The sequence below is a fragment of the Niveispirillum sp. KHB5.9 genome (assembly GCF_048066115.1).
GTDB lineage: Bacteria > Pseudomonadota > Alphaproteobacteria > Azospirillales > Azospirillaceae > Niveispirillum.
The window spans coordinates 53,467-72,745 of record NZ_JBLTYX010000010.1 but is presented as its reverse complement, the minus strand read 5'-3'; the positions used below and the strand labels follow the sequence as shown (position 1 = coordinate 72,745).

At 65.3% G+C, this 19,279-nt stretch carries 12 protein-coding genes; 5 read left to right on the top strand and 7 right to left on the bottom strand.

All coding sequences use genetic code 11. The annotated features are described in order from the left end of the window. Positions 1-820 precede the first annotated feature (820 nt). Positions 821-3,202, top strand: coding sequence for a glycoside hydrolase family 2 TIM barrel-domain containing protein (locus ACM9HJ_RS17170; protein ID WP_416572980.1), 2,382 nt, complete (start codon positions 821-823; stop codon positions 3,200-3,202). 209 nt (positions 3,203-3,411) lie between these two features. On the opposite strand, the gene cysG is transcribed toward ACM9HJ_RS17170, so the two are convergent. The 4 genes from cysG to nirB form a co-directional block, all read right to left on the bottom strand. Beyond that, positions 3,412-4,863: a siroheme synthase CysG gene (cysG, locus tag ACM9HJ_RS17165; protein ID WP_416572979.1), complete on the bottom strand. Its 1,452-nt coding sequence runs from the start codon at positions 4,861-4,863 to the stop codon at positions 3,412-3,414. After that, positions 4,838-7,483 (bottom strand): molybdopterin-dependent oxidoreductase, encoded by a 2,646-nt coding sequence (locus tag ACM9HJ_RS17160; protein WP_416572978.1) that lies wholly within the window; start codon positions 7,481-7,483, stop codon positions 4,838-4,840. Before ACM9HJ_RS17160 ends, cysG begins: the two co-directional genes overlap by 26 nt. Before the next feature lie 156 nt (positions 7,484-7,639). Further along, on the bottom strand, positions 7,640-7,963 hold the full coding sequence (gene nirD / locus ACM9HJ_RS17155; RefSeq protein ID WP_416572977.1) for a nitrite reductase small subunit NirD: 324 nt from the start codon (positions 7,961-7,963) through the stop codon (positions 7,640-7,642). A 6-nt stretch (positions 7,964-7,969) separates the two neighbouring features. Next, positions 7,970-10,444, bottom strand: coding sequence for a nitrite reductase large subunit NirB (gene nirB / locus ACM9HJ_RS17150; protein WP_416572976.1), 2,475 nt, complete (start codon positions 10,442-10,444; stop codon positions 7,970-7,972). Between the two features lie 533 nt (positions 10,445-10,977). On the opposite strand from nirB, the gene ACM9HJ_RS17145 reads away from it, so the two are divergent. The 4 genes from ACM9HJ_RS17145 (at position 10,978) to ACM9HJ_RS17130 (ending at position 15,918) form a co-directional block, all read left to right on the top strand. After that, positions 10,978-12,294, top strand: coding sequence for a NarK family nitrate/nitrite MFS transporter (locus ACM9HJ_RS17145; RefSeq protein ID WP_416572975.1), 1,317 nt, complete (start codon positions 10,978-10,980; stop codon positions 12,292-12,294). Between the two features lie 6 nt (positions 12,295-12,300). After that, on the top strand, positions 12,301-12,888 hold the full coding sequence (locus ACM9HJ_RS17140) for an ANTAR domain-containing response regulator (protein ID WP_416572974.1): 588 nt from the start codon (positions 12,301-12,303) through the stop codon (positions 12,886-12,888). Between the two features lie 2 nt (positions 12,889-12,890). Beyond that, positions 12,891-13,901, top strand: a complete 1,011-nt coding sequence (locus ACM9HJ_RS17135) for a CmpA/NrtA family ABC transporter substrate-binding protein (protein ID WP_416572973.1) — start codon at positions 12,891-12,893, stop codon at positions 13,899-13,901. A gap of 325 nt (positions 13,902-14,226) precedes the next feature. Next, a complete protein-coding gene (locus ACM9HJ_RS17130) occupies positions 14,227-15,918 on the top strand; it encodes a methyl-accepting chemotaxis protein (RefSeq protein ID WP_416572972.1) in 1,692 nt (563 codons plus the stop codon). A 71-nt stretch (positions 15,919-15,989) separates the two neighbouring features. Here the strand turns inward: ACM9HJ_RS17130 and ACM9HJ_RS17125 are convergent, their stop codons facing one another. The 3 genes from ACM9HJ_RS17125 to ACM9HJ_RS17115 are packed head-to-tail and all read right to left on the bottom strand — an operon-like array spanning position 15,990 to position 19,007. Beyond that, a complete protein-coding gene (locus ACM9HJ_RS17125) occupies positions 15,990-16,787 on the bottom strand; it encodes an ABC transporter ATP-binding protein (protein ID WP_416572971.1) in 798 nt (265 codons plus the stop codon). A 15-nt stretch (positions 16,788-16,802) separates the two neighbouring features. Then, positions 16,803-17,675: a nitrate ABC transporter permease gene (gene ntrB / locus ACM9HJ_RS17120; protein WP_416572970.1), complete on the bottom strand. Its 873-nt coding sequence runs from the start codon at positions 17,673-17,675 to the stop codon at positions 16,803-16,805. A 21-nt stretch (positions 17,676-17,696) separates the two neighbouring features. Then, the gene (locus tag ACM9HJ_RS17115; RefSeq protein WP_416572969.1) at positions 17,697-19,007 is read right to left on the bottom strand and encodes a CmpA/NrtA family ABC transporter substrate-binding protein; all 1,311 of its coding nucleotides are present in this window, start codon (positions 19,005-19,007) and stop codon (positions 17,697-17,699) included. Positions 19,008-19,279: the final 272 nt, after the last annotated feature.

The following is a 19,279-nucleotide window of genomic DNA, read 5'->3' as shown; positions in this document are numbered from 1 at the left end:
GGGGCCTTGTTGGGTTTTTTTGGATGCTTGACGCTCCTTGAAATCCACCCTGCGTTGTTACCGGCCGGATGGATGGTGCGCTGGCGGGACCCTTTGCACCCTGTCGGTGCCGGATACCGTCTGCGAAGATGCTGGCCGCCGCCGGGTTCAGCGGTGGGTGGAAAGCCGATGCATGTCGTGGAAAAGCAGGTCCGCGGCGCCCGTGCGCCCATTGCACCCTTGTCGCGGCAACCGTGCCGCCGTCGCCATCCCGGTCACAGCCGCCAGGGCCGGTCCGGTCATGCGCACGCCTCTCCTCCCCATGTGTTCCACTCCCCTGGTTCTTGATCTCGTCGCCTGCCCTATCGGGTCTCTTGCGAACGGATCGGATTATTTGGATCACATATTTGTCTGATTAATCGATCACGGCAGTCGGGTCAACAAGTATTCATGGGCTGAATAAAGCGCCCGCAATCGTTGCAAATGCTGGGATTCTCTATTCTGTATTTTGGGATATGCATGGTTACGCCGGAAAAATACCGGAACGCTATTTTAAATGATTGCGGTAATGCTTCCGGCTAAGTTTCTGCCGGGCATGCCGCCGAAAGGGGATGTGGTTTGGGCCAGAAAAAAGTATGATTAATCACATCCCATATTGTGCGATGTAATATCATATAATATGAGCTGTCAAGGGTGACGTCCGATGGATGCGACGGGACTGGTCCCGTCTGCCATGTCCGCCTGACATAGCCCCGCATGCCGTCATACCACGACGGCTCGTGACGAATGAAAAGGCCGCCCGCATCGATCAGGGACGGCCGGCAACCTTGGGGATTGGAACATGCGCAAGTCTGTTATTGCGGCCGGTTCGGCCTTCTGCCTCGCCATACTGCTTGCTGCCACCGCTGGCAATGCCGGCGAGACGCGGGATTTCAACGCCGGCTGGACCTTCGCCAAGGGCGATATTGCCGGTGCCGAGAGCCGCCAGGGTGCTGCCGCCGACTGGGCGAAGGTGGATCTGCCGCATGACTGGGCCATTGCCGGCCCGTTCGACGTGAACGCGCCGGCCACCGGGTCGGGCGGGTTCCTGCCCACGGGCGTGGCCTGGTACCGCAAAAGCTTCACCCTGCCGGCAGCCGACAAGGGCAAGCGCGTGTTCATCGAACTGGACGGGGTGATGGAACGCGGCGGCGTCTGGATCAACGGCATGCATGTCGGCCACCGCCCCAACGGCTATTCCTCCGTCCGGTACGAGATCACCGACCATCTGAAGGCGGGTGGGGAGAATGTCATCGCCGTGCGGGCCGACACGGCCAACCAGCCGGCCTCGCGCTGGTATGCCGGCGGCGGCATCTATCGTCCTGTCCGTCTGCTGCTGACCGGTGACGTGCATGTCGATGGCTGGGGCACGCGGGTCAGCACGCCGGTGATCACCGATGGGACGGCGCAGGTTTCGGTGGAAAGCGCCATCATCAACCGCAGCAAGGCCGACCGTACCGCCCGGCTGGAGGTGGTGATCATCGGCCCCGACGGGCGCCCGGTGGCGACGACCAAGGGCGAGGCCGTGACATTGCCGGCCGGCCGGGCGGTGAAGCTGTCGGCGGTGACCAGCATCGCCAATCCCGCCCGCTGGGATATCGGCCAGGGCAAGCTTTACCGTGCCGAACTGAAGGTGGTGGGCGATGACGGCACGGTGCTGGAGACCGACAGCACCGCCTTCGGCGTGCGGCAGATGGAATTCCGCGCCGATAGCGGTTTCTGGCTGAACGGCCGCAATGTGAAGCTGAAGGGTGTGGCCATCCATGCCGATGGCGGCGCCTTCGGCATGGCGGTGCCGCTGTCCTTCTATGAACGCCGGTTGCGCGGGATGATGGCGCTGGGCGTGAACGCCATCCGCACCGCCCACCATCCGTTCGGTCCGGAATTCCTCGATCTCTGCGACCGGCTGGGGCTGGTGGTGATGAACGAGGCGTTCGACATGTGGACGGTGGCCAAGAACCCGCAGGATTATCACTTGTTCTTCACCGACTGGTCGTCCCTGGACGCGCGCGATTTCGTCAAGCGTGACCGCAACCATCCGTCGGTGGCCATCTGGTCCATCGGCAATGAAATCCATGACACGCCCTATCCGATCGTCGCCAAATCGATCATCGAACGGCTGAAGGCCATCTTCCATGCCGAGGACCCGACGCGGCCCGTCACCATGGCCTTGTTCCGGCCCAATACTTCGGGTGATTACAAGAACGGCCTGGCCGACATGCTGGACGTGGTGGGGCAGAATTACCGCGAGAACGAGCTGACCCAAGCGCACAAGGACAAGCCGACGCGCATGATCATCGGCACGGAGAATTCCAAGAACCGGGGGTCCTGGCTGGCCGTGCGCGATTATGCGCCCTATGCCGGCATGTTCCTGTGGACGGGTGCCGATTATCTGGGCGAGGCGGATCGCGCCGGCTGGCCCTTCATCTCCAACCCGTCGGGTCTGGTCGACCGTACCGATGTGGTGAAGCCCATCGGCTGGGAACGCGCCTCCTGGTGGGCCCAGACGCCGGTGGTCCGGCTGGCGCGGCGGGTGACGGAAGTGATCGACACGTCCGAACTGCCCACCATGGTCGGCGTGGCCATGCCGCAGCCCAAGGGGCCGGGCGTGCTGGAGGATTGGACGCCTGCCGACAAGGGCACCCATGTGGAGAAGGTGGAGGTGGCGGCCAACACGCCGACCGTGGAACTGTTCCTGAACGGCAAGTCGCTGGGCAAGAAGCCGCGCAACGAAGATGACAGCGCCATCAAGTTCGAGGTGCCGTTCGCACCCGGCACGCTGCGTGCCGTGGGCTATGATGCGGGCGGCCGGAAGGTGGCGGAGCATGAGCTGCGCACGGCCGGGCCGGCGGCGGGCGTGAAGCTGGTGGCGGAGCAGGCGGAACTGGCGCCCGGCTTCGACCATGTCGGCTTCGTGCGGGTGGAAGTGGTGGACGCCAAGGGCAACCGCGTGCCCGATGCGGCCCAGGTTCTGTCGGTCAGTGTGGAAGGGGCGGGGACTCTGGCCGCCTTCGACAATGGCTCCCCCACCGACCACACCGCCTTCGCGTCGGCCCAGCGCAAGGCCTGGAACGGCAGGGCGCTGGTGATGGTGCGGGCCACCGACACCAAGGGTAAGATCAAGGTGACCGTGACCGGCGAGGGGCTGAAGCCGGGTGCGGTGACGATCAAGGCTGGGTCGTGATCTCTACGAACCGTTCCTGAATGCCCCTGCGAAAGTCTGGGCTGTCAGGGTTCCCGCAATATCTACCGTCACCCCGGCGGAGGCCGGGGCCCAGATGACAAGCGCATTGCTCTACGACCTGGGCCCGGTCTCCGCCGGGGTGACGGTGGAGAAAGTGGCAACGAAGGTGCCCAAGACTTTTGCGGGGAAAGCACTGTAGTTCCCGCGGATTACGCTGCGCTAATCCGCGCTACATCTGCCACCGCCCAACCCGGCGCATGGGCCACGGCGTCCCCGACCAGGATCAGGCTGGGAGCGCCTTGGTCGGTCAGGGCGGGGGCGTTGGGCAGGTCCTTGATGGCGGCGAAGCGCACCTCCGCATCCGGTCGGCAGGCATTGGCCACCAGGGCGGCCGGCGTGTCGGGCGGCAGGCCGGCGGCGATCAGGCTGGCGGATATCTCCCCCAGCCGGTCGCGGCCCATATAGAGCGCGAGCGTCGTGCCGGGATCGGCCAGCTTCACCCAGTCGATGGCATCCGTCTCCCCGCTCGTGCGGCAATGGGCGGTGACGACGCGCATCGACCTTGCCACGCCGCGATGGGTCAGCGGCAGGCCCAGCTGGGCGGCGGCCCCCATGGCGGCGGTGATGCCGGGGATCGCGGTGACCGACACGCCGCGATCGCGCAGGAACTCCGCCTCCTCCCCCGCCCGGCCGAAGATGAACGGGTCGCCACCCTTCAGACGCACGACGCGCATGCCCTTGCGGGCGCAGGCCGCCATCAGCCGGTTGGTGAATTCCTGCGGGACGGAGCGGCAGCCGGCGCGCTTGCCCACCGAGACCAGCCGCGTTTCCCGCCGCGCCAGCGACAGGATGCTGTCGGGCACCAGCGCGTCATGCAGGATGATGTCGGCCGACCCGATGGCGCGCGCGGCATGCAGGGTCAGCAGGCCGGGATCGCCGGGGCCAGCACCGACCAGGATGACGGAACCGCCCGCATCGCGGCCACCGGCGATGAAGCGGGACAATTCCGCCTCAATCTCCGTCACCGCTGCATCCCCCTCCATCGCCATCAGCCGTTCGGCCAGGGTTCCGGACAGCACGCGGTCCCAGAAGCGCTGACGGTCGCGGGTGGTGGACAGGGCGTCGCGGACACTGGCGCGGGCATTGGCCGCCGCTTTGGCTAGGCCGGCATAGCCGGCGGGGATGGCCGCTTCCAGCCGCTGGCGGATATTGCGGGCCAGGGCCGGGGCACCGCCGCCGGTGGAGACGGCGACGATGACCGGTGACCGGTCCAGGATGGCCGGTACGGTGAAGTCGCACTGTTCCGGCACATCCACGACATTGACCGGCACATTGCGGGAAAAGGCGGCGGAACGGATACGGTCGGTCAGGTCGGGATCGCCCGACCCGTCGATGGCGATGATCGCCCCGTCCAGCAGGTCTGGGCGGAACGCCTTCTCCCGCCGGCGGATCACACCGGTTTCCAGCAGCTCCGCCATCTCCTCGCACAGGCTGGGGGCGACCAGCAGGATGTCAGCCCCGGCACGGGCCAGCAGGCGGGCCTTGGACGCCGCCGCCTCCCCCCCGCCGGCCAGCAGCACGGTGCGACCGCGCAGGTCCAGGAAGATGGGGAAATAGGGCATCGGGTTCGCCGGATCAGGCCGCGACGACAGGTGCAGCATGGCGCAGGATCTCCTTGATCTCGGGAATGCAGGAACCGCAGCCGGTGCCGGCCCCGGTAAGGCGACCGACATCGGCGACCGAACAGGCCCGGCCCTCGGCCACGGCGCGGACGATCTTGTTACGGCCGACGCAATTGCAGGAACAGACGGTGGGACCTTCATCGGCGCCTTCGGCCTCCGGCGCGCGGCCCGCCAGCAGGCGGGCGCGGTCGCTGGCGGAAAGGGTGGGCTTGGCGAACAGGTCACGCAGCCAGTCGCGCGCGATTTCAGGGCGTTCGGGTGCCCGGAACAGGGCGGCGACCAGCTTACCGTCCTTCAGCCAGGCCTGGCGGGTGATCTCCCGCGCCGGGTCGGTGAATTCCAGGGCCTCGCAATCCGCCAGCCCGTCGAAGGCCGGGGTGGCATCGCCCGCCAGTTCATAGATGCGGCACGGCCCCGCCTCCTGCCGCACCCAATATGGCAGGGCGGAGAGGTCGGGTTTGCGGGTGGTGAAGAACAGGCCCGCCCATTGGGTGATGAACCGTTCCACCCGCACCGGCACATGCTTGCTTTCCGGCTGGCCGGAGATGGGATCGGTATGGGGTGCCACCAGTCTTCCGATCCCGCCTTTGGCCGACAGCGTGTCGGACCAGTGCATGGGGATGAATACCTGCCCGGGCTTCTGCGCGTCGGTGATCGCCACGCGCAGCACCGCCTCACCCTGCAGGCTGATCACCCGGGCCAGCTCGCCCTCCAGCACATCGACGGTGGCGGCATCCTGGGGATGGATTTCCAGCAGCGGTTCCGGCCGGTGGGCCGACAGGCGGGCGGACAGGCCCGTGCGGGTCATCGTGTGCCACTGGTCGCGATAGCGCCCGGTATTGGCGATCAGCGGGAAGCGCAGCGACGCGCGTTCCACCGGCGCCACATGGCGGACGGCCAGCATGCGGGCGCGGCCATTGCCATGGGTATAGCGGCCATCGGCATACATCCGCTCCGTACCCCGCTTGGCCCCCGCCGGCATCGGCCATTGGAAGGGCTGCATGCCGGCATAATCGGCCTCGCGCGACTTGCCCCAGGCGGCGATGTCGAAGGCGCGCAAGCCGTCATTCTCGAACCCGGACAGCAATGCATGCTCACGGAAAATCTCGGCGGGGCTGCGCCAGGCGAAATCCCGCCCGAAGCCCATGGCGGCGGCCACCTTGGACATGATCCACCAGTCGGCCTTGGCCTCCCCCGGTGCCTCGCGGAACGGGCGCTGGCGGGAGATGCGGCGTTCGGAATTGGTGACGGTGCCGTCCTTCTCCCCCCAGCCCAGGGCCGGCAGGCTGATATGGGCGAAATCCAGGCTGTCGGTGCTGCCCACGATGTCGGACACGATCACCGTGGGGCACAGGCGCAGGGCTTCGCGGACGAGGTCCGCTTCCGGCAGGCTGACGGCCGGGTTGGTGGCCATGATCCACAGGGCCTTGATGCGGCCTTCGCGGATGGCGCGGAACATGTCCACGGCCTTCAGCCCCTGGCCACCCTTCAGTGATGGCGCGTTCCAGAAGCGGCGCAGGCGGTCCACGTCCGCCGGATCGTCGGGGTTCATATGGGCGGCCAGCTGGTTGGCCAGCCCGCCCACCTCGCGCCCGCCCATGGCGTTGGGCTGACCGGTAACGGAGAAGGGGCTGGACCCCGGCTTGCCCACCCGGCCCGTGGCCAGATGGCAATTGATGATGGCGTTGACCTTGTCGGTGCCGCGACTGGACTGGTTCACGCCCTGGCTGAACACGGTGACGGTGCGCGCGGTAGCGGTAAACCAGTCATAGAAGGTGGCAAGGTCGGCCGGGTCCAGGCCACAGGTCTCGGCGGTATTGGCCGCATCCTCCCGCGCCGTTTCCAGTGCCGCATCCAGCCCCGTGACATGGCGCATGACATAGGCGCGGTCGATGGCACCGGCCTGGTCCAGATGCGCCAGCAGCCCGTTGAACAGGGCCACGTCGCTGCCGGGCTTGAGTGCCAGATGCAGGTCGGCCAGATCGGAACTGGCCGTGCCGCGCGGGTCGATCAGCACCACTTTGGTGCCCTGGTCGCGCTTGGCGGCGCGCAGGCGCTGGGCCAGCACCGGATGGCACCAGGCGAGGTTGGAGCCGACCAGCACCACCAGATCGGCGATCTCCAGATCCTCATAGCAGCCGGGCACGACATCGGCCCCGAAGGCGCGCTTGTGCCCGGCGACGGTGGACGCCATGCACAGGCGGGAATTGGTGTCGATATGCGGGCTGCCGATGAAGCCCTTCAGCAGCTTGTTGGCGACATAGTAATCCTCCGTCAGCAACTGGCCGGAGACATAGAAGGCCACGGCGTCGGGGCCATGATCGGCGATGGTGGCCGACAGGCGGGTGGCGACCTCGGCAATGGCCTCGTCCCAGGCGACACGCCTTCCGTCTACCAGCGGATACAGCAAGCGGACATCGCCGGCGGCTTCTGCGTTCACCGTGTCGATCAGGGCCGCACCCTTGGAACAGAGGCGGCCCTGATTGGCCGGATGGTCGGGGTCGCCGCCCACCACCCAGCCATCCCGCGCCCGGCTGACGATCAGCCCGCAGCCGACGCCGCAATAGGGGCAGGTGGTGCGGGTTTCAAGGTTGGACATGGGGACTCCTTGAAGCTCTCTACCCGTCATCCCGGCGAAAGCCGGGACCCAGGGGCCACAGGATCAAACCTCTCGGCAGCGTCGATGACCGCCGGTGGAAAGCTCGGGCGATTGGCCCCTGGGTCCCGGCTTTCGCCGGGATGACGAAAAGCGGGGTTACGCCACCAGACCCAGTTGCACCCGACCATCGACCAGCCGTGCCGGGATGCGACCGGTGCAGCCTTCGTCGGCACCGGTGGCGAAACCCGTGGCCAGGTCGATGACCCAGTTATGCAGGGGGCAGGTCACGGCATGGCCATGGACGATGCCTTCCGACAAAGGGCCCTTCTTGTGCGGGCATTCGTCACGCAGGGCGAAGACCTGATCATCCACGGTGCGGAAGACGGCGATGCGGCCTTCCTTGTGTTCGACACGGCGCGCGCCCTGGACCGGGATTTCCGACAGGGGGCCGATATCCTTCCATTCAAGGGGATGGTGCATGGCGGCTTACTCCACGGTCGCGAGGGCTTGGAAATCACGGGCGGCGGTCGTGCCGGGCGCACGCTCGGCCCAGGGATCGACCTGGGCATGGCGCTGGCTCAACAGGAAGCGTTCATGCAGGGTGCGGCGATTGTCAGCATCGTCGACGATGCGGGTCTTCACGAAATCCAGACCCACACGTTCGATCCAGGGGGCGGTGCGCTCCAGGTAATGCGCCTCCTCCCGGTAGAGCTGCATGAAGGCGCCGCAATATTCATGCACCTCGGCTTCGGTGGTCACCTTGGCCAGCAGGTCGCAGCCGCGCAGCTTGATGCCGCCATTGCCGCCGACATACAGGTCGAAGCCGCCATCGGTGGCGACGACGCCGTAATCCTTGATGGTGGCTTCGGCGCAATTGCGGGGGCAGCCGGACACGGCCATCTTGAACTTGTGCGGGGTCCAGGAACCCCAGGTCATGCGCTCCAGATCCACGCCGATCTTCATCGCCGCCTGCGTGCCGAAGCGGCACCATTCGGAGCCCACGCAGGTCTTCACCGTGCGCAGCGACTTGCCATAGGCATGACCGGACACCATGCCCGCGGCGTTCAGGTCGGCCCAGACGGCGGGCAGATCCTGCTTCTTGATGCCCAGCAGGTCGATGCGCTGACCGCCCGTCACCTTCACGGTGGGGATGTCGAACTTGTCCACCACATCGGCGATGGCGCGCAGTTCCTTGGCATTGGTCAGCCCGCCCCACATGCGGGGCACGACGGAATAGGTGCCGTTCTTCTGGATATTGGCATGCACGCGCTCATTCACGAAGCGGCTGGCCGCATGGTCCTGATACTCGCCGGGCCAGTTGGCCAGCAGGTAGAAGTTGAGTGCCGGGCGGCAGGAATGGCAGCCATCGGGCGTCTTCCATTCCAGCGCCTGCATGACGGCCGGGATGGATTTCAGTTCCTGCACGCGGATCAGACGGCGGACCGTGTCATGGTCATGGTCCGTGCATTTGCACATCGGCTTGACGCCGGCGGCTTCATACTCCCCGCCCAGCGTGTGGGCCAGCAGCCCTTCCACCAGACCGGTGCAGGACCCGCAGGAGGCCGACGCCTTGGTCGTGGCCTTGACCTGATCCAGGGTCGTCAGGCCCTTTTCGGTGATGGCCTTGACGATGGTGCCCTTGCAGACGCCGTTGCAGCCGCAGATTTCCGCCGTATCAGGCAGCGCCGCAACGGCGGCGGTAGGGTTTGCGGCACCGCCTTCCTTGGCACCGTACCCTTGCCCGAAGATCAGCGTGTCGCGCAGGCCCGACACATCCTCACCGGCCTTCAGCAACTGGAAATACCAGGCGCCATCGGCAGTATCGCCATACATCACCGCACCCTTGATGCGGCCGTCGGCAAGCACGATGCGCTTATAGACGCCGCGTCCGGCATCGCGGAACACGATATCCTCCGTCCCCGGCCCGCCGGAGAAATCACCGGCGGAGAACACATCCACGCCCGTGACCTTCAGCTTGGTGGAGGTGACGGAGCCGGCATAGCCGGCCACCTGCTTGCCGGCCAGATGGTCGGCCAGGACCTTCGCCATATCGAACAGGGGTTGCACCAGGCCATAGCAATTGCCGCGATGCTGCACGCATTCGCCCACGGCGGTGATGGCCGGGTCGTTGGTGACCATATGGTCATCGACCATGATCCCGCGCCCGACCTCCAGACCCGCCGCCGCCGCCAGCCGCGTGTCGGGGCGGATGCCGACGGCCATGACCACCAGATCGGCGGGAAGGTTGGTGTCGTCCTTCAGCGCCACCCCCGTGACATGGGTGTCGCCCAGGATGGCGGCCGTGTCGGCGCGGGTCAGGACCGTCAGGCCGCGCCGTTCCAATTCCTTGGCCAGGAGATGCCCGGCGGACGGGTCCAGCTGCCGCTCCATCAGATGGCCTGCCAGATGCAGGACGGTGACCTCCATCCCCCGCGCCTTCAGCCCGACCGCAGCTTCCAGCCCCAGCAGCCCGCCACCGATGACCACGGCATGCCCGCCCTTGGCCGATGCCGCCAGCATCGCATCCACATCATCGACGTCGCGGAAGGTGACCACACCCGGCAGCCGCGCGCCCGGAATGGGGATGACGATGGGCATGGAACCGGTGGCGATCAGCAGCCGGTCGTATGGCGTCTCCAGGCCCGACTTGGCCACCACCACCTGCCGTTCCCGGTCGATCCGTTCGATCGCGTCGCCGGCCACCAGCCTCACGCCGTTGGTCGCGTACCAGTCCAGGTCGTTGATGACGATCTCATCGAACGTCTTCTCCCCCGACAGCAGGGGGGACAACATGATGCGGTTGTAGTTCACGCGCGGTTCGGCGCCGAACACAGTGATCTCGTACCGGTCGGGGGCGCGTTGCAGCAGCTCCTCCACGGCGCGGATGCCGGCCATGCCGTTGCCGATGACGACCAGCCGGGGGCGTGCTGATGGGGCCGGTTGGATGGAGATGGGGGTCATGTCTGGCTCTCCAGGCTCTGCGCAAAAAAAGCGCAATAAAAAAGGCGCCCGACCGTGCATCGCCCCGCCTCGCGGGACCGTTACACGTTCGGACGCCATTATCCGGTGGGGCCCGGCCTTGGACCCCTATATGCGCCGCCCCGAAGGACAGGCGTGAGGTGGGGCTCCATCGCCCTGCCTCGCTTTCCCTATAGCGAACGGCGTGCCAACCGCTTAAGTGATTGGTTTTAAATGAATCATGCCCTTTGCGCGGAGGGCGGGACAAGCCATTGTTGCTAAAATTTCAGGCACACCTCTGGGCATGATGCATTTTTGTGCAAATGCGAAGGCCACCTTGGTGGCGGAGCGGCGGAAATCCGCGCCTCCCCCTGCTGGCACGGGCATTGCGAAGGAGGGAACGTCCCGAGGCAGGGATACTCCATCGTCCAACGGCGGACGACCAGGCAGGGCGAGGGCGAAAGCCACCGCCGCAACGCATGGCCGGCCGCGACGGTAACGAAACGGACGGCCCCGGACCCCAAGGGCTTTACACGATGGATATCCGCAACAAGGCCACGCGCATCGACCTGTTCACGCTGAAAAGCGTGCAGATGCGGGCCTTCCATATGACCTGGTTCGCCTTCTTCCTCTGCTTTTTCGGCTGGTTCGGCATCGCCCCGCTGATGGCCGTGGTCCGCGATGATCTGGGCCTGAGCAAGGGGCAGATCGGCAATATCATGATCGCGTCGGTGGCCATCACTGTTGCCGTCCGCCTGATCATCGGGCCGATGTGCGACCGGTTCGGGCCGCGCCGCACCTATACCGGCCTGCTCGCACTGGGTTCGATCCCAGTGATGGCCGTGGGTCAGGCCGACAGTTACGAAACCTTTCTGCTGGCGCGGCTGGCCATTGGCGCCGTCGGTGCCGCCTTCGTCATCACCCAGTATCATACGTCGGTGATGTTCGCGCCCAACGTGGTGGGCACGGCCAATGCCACCACGGCGGGCTGGGGCAATCTGGGCGGCGGCATCACCCAGATGGTGATGCCGCTGGTGCTGGGCGGCATCCTGTTCCTGGGCGTGGACAAGCACCATGCCTGGCGGCTGGCCATGGTGGTGCCGGGTCTGGTGCTGCTGGTCGCGGCACTGGCCTATTGGCGCTTTACCCAGGATTGTCCCGACGGCGATTTCAAGGACCTGCGGGCCGCGGGCCGTCTGCCGCCGGCCGGCGGGGCGCGCGGCAAGGGCGGGTTCCTGGCCGTGCTGCGCGATGTCCGGGTCTGGGCGCTGTTCCTGGCCTATGGTGCCTGTTTCGGGGTGGAACTGACCCTGCACAACATCGCCGCCATTTATTTCTTCGATACGTTCAAGCTGGACCTAGCGACGGCCGGCATCATCGCCGGCCTGTTCGGATCGATGAGCCTGTTTGCCCGCACCTTGGGTGGCTGGCTGTCCGACCGCTGGGCGGGGCAGGCCGGGTTGCAGGCCCGCGTGCGCCTGCTGTTCCTGGTGCTGTTCGCCGAGGGGCTGGCGCTGGTGGTGTTTTCGCAGATGTCGGTGCTGTGGGTGGCGATCGCCGCCATGCTGTTCTTCTCCCTGTTCGTGCAGATGGGCTGTGGCGCCACTTTCGGCATCGTGCCGTTCGTGAACCGCAAGGCGCTGGGGGCGGTATCCGGCGTGGTCGGGGCCGGGGGCAATATGGGGGCGGTGGCCGCCGGCTTCCTGTTCAAGGCGGAAGGGATCAGCTATCAGCAGGGCTTGCTGTATCTGGGCATGGCGGTGACGCTGGCATCGCTGCCCACGCTGCTGATCCGGTTCAACGAGGGTGCGGTGGAAGAGGTGCGGGGCGTGCTTCCCGTGCCGGCGGAGTGAGACCTATTGGCCAATAACGAACCCAACATCCTGGTCATCGACGGCAATCCCGACCGCGCTTCGGTGGTGGAGCGCGGGCTGGTGGAGGCGGGCTGGGTGCGGGTCAGCACCATCGGCCCGTCGGTCAACCTGCTGGCCCGCATCCAGGCCCTTGCCCCCGATGTCATCATCATCGACCTGGAGAACCCCGACCGCGACACGCTGGAGCAGATGTTCCAGGTCAGCCGCGTGGTGCAGCGGCCCATCGCCATGTTCGTGGACCAGAGTGACAGCCACATGATCCATGCCGCGATCGAGGCCGGCGTTTCCGCCTATGTCGTGGACGGGCTGCGTCAGGACCGGATCAAGCCGATCGTGGAGACGGCCATCACCCGTTTCAACGCCTTCGACCGGCTGCGCCGCGAGCGGGACGACGCACAGGCCAAGCTTCAGGACCGTAAGCAGGTGGAAAAGGCCAAGGGCCTGTTGATGAAGCATCGCGGCTTGTCGGAGGAGGATGCCTACAACCTGATGCGCCGTACCGCCATGAAGCAGAACCGAAAACTGTCCGACATCGCGCAGAGCGTGATCACCGCCTTCGAGATGGAGCTTTAGGAATGGCAGAGATCGTCAAGCTGGGCTTCGCGCCCCTGGTGGATTGCGCCATTCCCGTCGCGGCGGCCGAACGCGGTTTCGCCGTGGCGGAAGGGATCGATCTGGTGCTGGAACGCGCGCCCTCCTGGGCGGCTTTGCGCGACCGGCTGGCCTTCGGGCTGGTCGATGCCGCCCATATCCTGGCGCCACTGGCGCTGGCCCTGCATCAGGGCATTGCCGGGGTGCCGGCCACGGCGTTGCAGGTGCCGGTGTCGCTGGGTCTGGGCAACAATGCCATCACCCTGTCGCTGGACCTGTATGAACGCATGATGGCGGTGGCGCCGGAGGTGATGGCGGGGGCGCCTTCCCTGCGGGCCCGCGCGCTGCGTCCCATCATCGATGCCGACCGCGCGGCTGGCAAACCGCTTCTGTCCTTTGTCACCGTCTTCCATTTCTCCTGCCACCATTACGAGTTGCTGAAATGGCTGGCCGATGGCGGGATCGACGGGCGGTCGGAGGTGAATATCGGCGTCATCGCCCCGCCGCGCATGGTGGAAAGTCTGGCCAGCGGCTGGATCGACGGCTATTGCGCGGGTGAACCCTGGAACCAGCGCGCCATGCAGCGCGGCGTGGGGCAGGTGGTCGTCACCAAGGCCGATATCCGCCCCGACGGGCTGGAGAAGGTGCTGGGCCTGCGCACGGAATGGGCAGAGGAAAACCCGGCCCAGGCGGCGGCGCTGGTGCGGGCGGTGGTCAAGGCCGCCGACTGGTGCGGCGATCCCGCCAACCGGGGGGAACTGGCAAGGCTGCTGGCCGAGGCGCGGCATGTGGGATTGCCGGCGGATCTGATCGAACTGACGCTGAAGGGGGCCATCCCGGCGCCCAACCGCAACCGGCCCGATCCAGCGGATGTGGAAAAGCTGCTCGCGGAGATGGCGGCGGCGGGGCAGTTGGAACTGCCGGAGGCCGAGCGGGCGGGGCTGGCGGCGGCGGTGTGGCGGCCGGACCTGTATGATGAGGCGATGGGTTGCTAACGGAGGGGAGGGGATGGCCCCCTCCCTGCTTTGCCGCCCCCGGATATGGGCTGTGGCGCCGTTTCGCGCTGGAACCAGGAAACGCTTTGATTCAATGGAAAGAAATCAGCCCACGTTGCCAGCGTGGAGTTGAAGATAATTATTTATTAATAATCATGATCGATTGATCAGTGCTATACGCAAGGTCAGATTGACCGTGAACTGCATCCATATGTAGGCTTGAAGTTATGTGGGCAGTATTCCTGGAATTTAGAAAGGAATTTATGCCTTTATGTTCACATATTCTCCTGTCAAATCGCTTTGAGGGCCACAGAAAGGGCGCGCCATGTTTGAATTTCTGAATAACATATCAATCAAATCAAAAATAGGGTTCTCATTTTTTGGTGTTCTCATCGTTATTATGTTGATGGGCGTCTATATCAATACGCAAATATCGATTGTGCGCCTAGCCAGTGACTGGAACACGCATACATATAAGGTGCTTGATAGTGTCGACAGCATCGAATCCGGTATGGTGAATCAGGAAACCGGACTGCGCGGCTATCTCGTCTCTGGCAAGAAGGAGTTCCTTGAACCCTATACCGTCGGCGCCAAGCTGACCGCCGAAAGTTGGGCAACAGCCAAGCAACTGACGGCGGATAATCCCGCTCAGCAGCGGCGTCTGGACGATCTGAAGGTGGCCATCGATCAATGGCAGAAGGATGTCGCCGAACGTGAGATCGCTTTGATGGCCAATACGGCCACCATGCAGGCGGCGCGTGACATGGAGGCTAATGGTGCCGGCAAGTCCGCCTTCGACAGGCTGCGCCGTATCGCGGCGGAGATACGCGATGTTGAAAGCGACCTGCTGGTGGCCAGATCGGCCGAGCAGCAGCAGGCGCTGGACGCTTCCCGACTGGCAACATGGGTCGGTATGGCTGTGGCGGTCGTGCTTTCGTCCTTGCTTGGCCTGGCGGTGGTCCGCGGCGTCAGCACGCCGATCGTCGGTATCACGGATGTGATGCGCAAGCTGGCCGCCAACGATAAGACGGTGGAGGTGCCGTTCCGCCAGCGTAGCGACGAACTTGGCAAGATCGCGGCGGCAGTCCAGGTGTTCAAGGAGAATGCCATTGAAATGGAACGCCTTCAGGCCGAACAGGTGGCATTGAAGGCCAAGGCCGACGCGGACCGTCGCGCGGCGATGCTGAAGCTTGCGGATGCCTTCGAGGCGCGGGTGAAGGGCGTTGTCGAGACCGTGGCGTCGGCGGCCACCGAAATGCAGGCGACCGCATCGGCGATGTCGGGCACGGCGGAAGAGACAAGCCGGCAGGCGATGGTCGTGGCCTCAGCCTCTGAGCAGGCATCCGCCAATGTCCAGACGGTCGCCAGCGCGACGGAAGAACTGGCGTCTTCCATCCAGGAGATCGGACGGCAGGTTTCCAGTTCCACCCAGATCGCCAGTCAAGCCGTGATGGAGACCAGGCGTACCTCCGATACGATGACCATCCTGGTCACGGCGGCGCAGCAGATCGATGATATCATCAAGCTCATCAACGAGATCGCGGGGCAGACCAACCTGCTGGCCCTGAATGCGACGATCGAGGCGGCACGGGCCGGCGACGCCGGCAAGGGATTTGCCGTGGTTGCATCGGAGGTAAAGGCGCTGGCTACCCAAACGGCAAGGGCCACCGAGGATATCCAGTTGAAGGTCAGCGAAATCCAAGCGGCGACAGGTGGAGCCAAGACCGCCGTCGAGGGTGTTGAGAAGACCATCGCCCGCCTGAATGAGATCGCCGGCAACATTGCGGCGGCGATTGAGCAGCAGGGTGCGGCCACGCGTGAAATATCCTCCAACGTCCAGCAGGCGGCCCATGGTACGCAGGAGGTGAACTCCAATATCACGGGCGTGAGCCAAGCTGCTTCGGAGGCCGGTGCCGCCGCCACCCAGGTTCTGGGCTCGGCCAACGGCTTGTCCAAGGAGGCAGAGGTCTTGCGGCGTGAGGTGGAGAGTTTCATCGCCACCGTTCGCGCCGCCTGAGTAAACAGTCCGGTTCACGATGAACAGGGGATGGGGCCTGACAGTTCCATCCCCTTCTTTCTATCTGCGCTTCAAGCCGCCTCAGGCTTCGCATGCCGTTCATACAGGAAACGCAGCACCGACGCCCGGTAGCCGACATACCGCGCATCGTCCGACAGGTCCAACCGCCGCCGGGGACGGGGCAGATCGACCGTCAACACCTCGCCAATAGTGGCGGACGGACCGTTGGTCATCATCACGATCCGGTCGGACAACAGCACCGCCTCATCCACGTCATGGGTGATCATGATGATTGTGCTGTTCAGACGGGTCTGGATCTCCATCACCGTGTCCTGAAGGTGCGCGCGGGTCAGGGCGTCCAGGGCGCCGAACGGTTCGTCCATCAGCAGCACCTTGGGCTCCATGGCCAGCGCCCGGGCGATGCCCACGCGCTGCTTCATGCCGCCCGACAACTCGTCCGGGCGCTTGTCCACTGCATGGTCCATATGGACCAGCCGCAGATTGTGCAGGGTCCAGTCATGGCGCTGGTCGGCACTCTTGGTGGCACCGAACACCTTGTCCACGGCCAGCCGCACATTCTGATACGCGGTCAGCCAGGGCAGCAGGGAATGGTTCTGGAAGACCACGGCCCGGTCGGGGCCGGGGCTGTTGACCTCATGGCCATCCAGGATGACGCCGCCGGCCGTGCAGCGGGTCAGGCCGGCGACGATGTTCAACAGGGTGGATTTGCCGCAGCCGGAATGGCCGATGATGGAGACGTACTGGCCGCGTTCGATGGCCAGGTTGACCTCTGTCACGGCATGGAAGACACGTCCACCGACCGTGAAATCCATGCCGACATTTTCCAGCGAGAGATAGGGAGCGGTCATGACTGTATCCTCTGCTCAGCCGACCTTGCGGCCGGCGACACGGTTGCCGATCAGCGTGATGATGCGGTCCAGGATGAAGCCGACCAGGCCGACATAGACCAAAGCCAGGATGATCTCGCTCATCAGAGAGCTGTTCCAGGCGTCCCAGATGAAGAAGCCGATGCCCACCCCGCCGATCAGCATCTCCGCCGCCACGATGGCCAGCCAGGACAGGCCGATGCCGATCTTCAGACCGGTGAAGATGAAGGGCACGCAGGCCGGCATCATGATGCGGAAGAAGAATTCCAGCGGCGACAGGCGCAGGACGCGGGCGACATTGCGGTAATCCTGCGGGATCTGGCGCACGCCCACGGCGGTGTTCAGGATGATGGGCCAGATCGACGTGATGAAGATCACGAAGATGGCGCTGGGATCAGCATGGCGGAAGGCCGCCAGCGAAATGGGCAGCCAGGCCAGCGGCGGTACGGTGCGCAGCACCTGGAAGATCGGGTCCAGCCCGCGATAGGCCAGGCTGGATTGCCCGATCAGCACGCCCAGCGCGATGCCGGTGACCGATGACAGGGCAAAGCCGATGGCTACCCGCTTCAGGCTGGCGGAAAGGTGCCAGAACAGGCCCTTATCGACGCCGCCATTGTCGAAGAACGGATCGATGATCAGTTCCCAGGTATCGCTCACTACCCGCGACGGCGGCGGCAGTGACGCGCCCGCCCCACGGCAGGCCAGTTCCCAGATGCCCAGCAGCACGACAAGTGCCACCAGCAACGGCACGCTTTCACGGAATTTCGTCCAGGCCTGGACGGGCAGACGTTGCAGGGTGGCGGCAAGGGCGGTGAGCCCGCCGCCACCCTGCACCCGCCCGACGGCGCTATCTTCGCTGATCGTCGACATGTGTTTGTTCCTCCCCAAAACTCAGGCGATACGCTTGATGTCGTGCGAAGCGAGATAGGCCGCCGGGTTGGCGGGATCGAAGGCGCGGCCGTCGAAGAATTTCTCGATGCCGCGCGAGGTGCCGGTAGGAATGTCGGTGGCGCCGGCCGCCTTGGCGGCATCGCGCCACAGATCCTGGCGGTTGACCTTGGCGATCAGGGCCTTGGTATCCAGGTCGGCGGGCAGATAACCCCAGCGCTGATCCTCCGTCAGGAACCAGAGGTCATGGCTCTGGTAGGGGTAGGAGGCATGATCGCGCCAGTATTTCATGATCTCCGGGCTGTCCTTGACCAAGCGCCCGTCGCCATAATCGATGGTGCCCTGGGCGCGGCCCAAGATGTCGTCCACCGGCACCTTGAACCATTCGCGGCCAGAGACGATCTGGCACATCTCGGCCTTGTTCTCCGGCTTGTCGCACCAGATCTGGGCTTCGATCACCGCCGCCAGCAAGGCCTTGGCGGCGTTGGGGCTCTTTTCCACCCAATCGGCGCGCATGGCGAAGCTCTTTTCCGGATGGTCGTGCCACAGTTCGCCGGTGGTCAGGGCGGTGAAGCCGATGCCCTGGTTGACCAGCTGGGCGTTCCAGGGTTCGCCCACGCAGAAGGCCTCCATCGTGTCGACCTTCATATTGGCCACCATCTGCGGCGGCGGCACGACGATGGTGGAGACATCCTTGTCCGGGTCGATGCCGTTGGACGCCAGCCAATAGCGCATCCACAGATCATGCGTGCCGCCGGGGAAGGTGACGGCGCACTTCATCTCCTTGCCCTCGGCCTTGGCCTTGGCGAAGGCCTCCTTCAGGCCCTTGGCCTTGGTGGTGATGCCCAGTTCCTTGTAGCGCGCGGCCACGGAGATGGCCTGCCCGTTGGTGTTCAGTCGGGCCAGGATTGCCATGGGCAGCGGCACGTTGTTCTTGGTGATCTTGCCGGTGGACATCAGGTACGGCATGGGCGTCAGGATATGGGCGCCGTCGATGCCGCCGGCACCGCCGCCCAGTTCCAGATTGTCGCGGGTGGTGCCCCAACTGGCCTGCTTCACCACGTTCACGTCGGGCATGCCGTATTTGTCGAACAGGCCCTTCACCTTGGCCACGATCAGCGGTGCGCTGTCGGTCAGCGCGATGAAGCCCAGCGTGGCGCCCGTCACCTCCGGCCCGGATGCGGCCCAGGCACCACCGCCCGGCAAGGCGGCGCGTGCGGCCGTCAGCAAGGCGGCGGCACCGGCGGCCCGGGCGGTGGTGGTCAGCAGCGAACGGCGGGTCAGGCCGGCGGGGGTTGTGTCGGTCTGGCTCATGATCGTCGGGCTCCTTTTCCGGCCGCGGCCGGGGGTGAAAAACAAAAAGGCGCTCCGACAGCAGGCAGGGCCCGCGAAATGCGGCCATGCTTACCATCGGAGCGCCTTTGCTCCAGGCGGTCCCGCCATGGGAGCCGCGATTTCGGCACACGCGGCCCTGGCTGCTGCCAGCCCGGGAAAGGAGCAGCATCGCCCCGCACCGCGTGTGTAGTCCCTGATTAGCGAAATGCGTGCCAAATGCCGAAAGGTCGGCGGGGCAATGTGGATTGTAT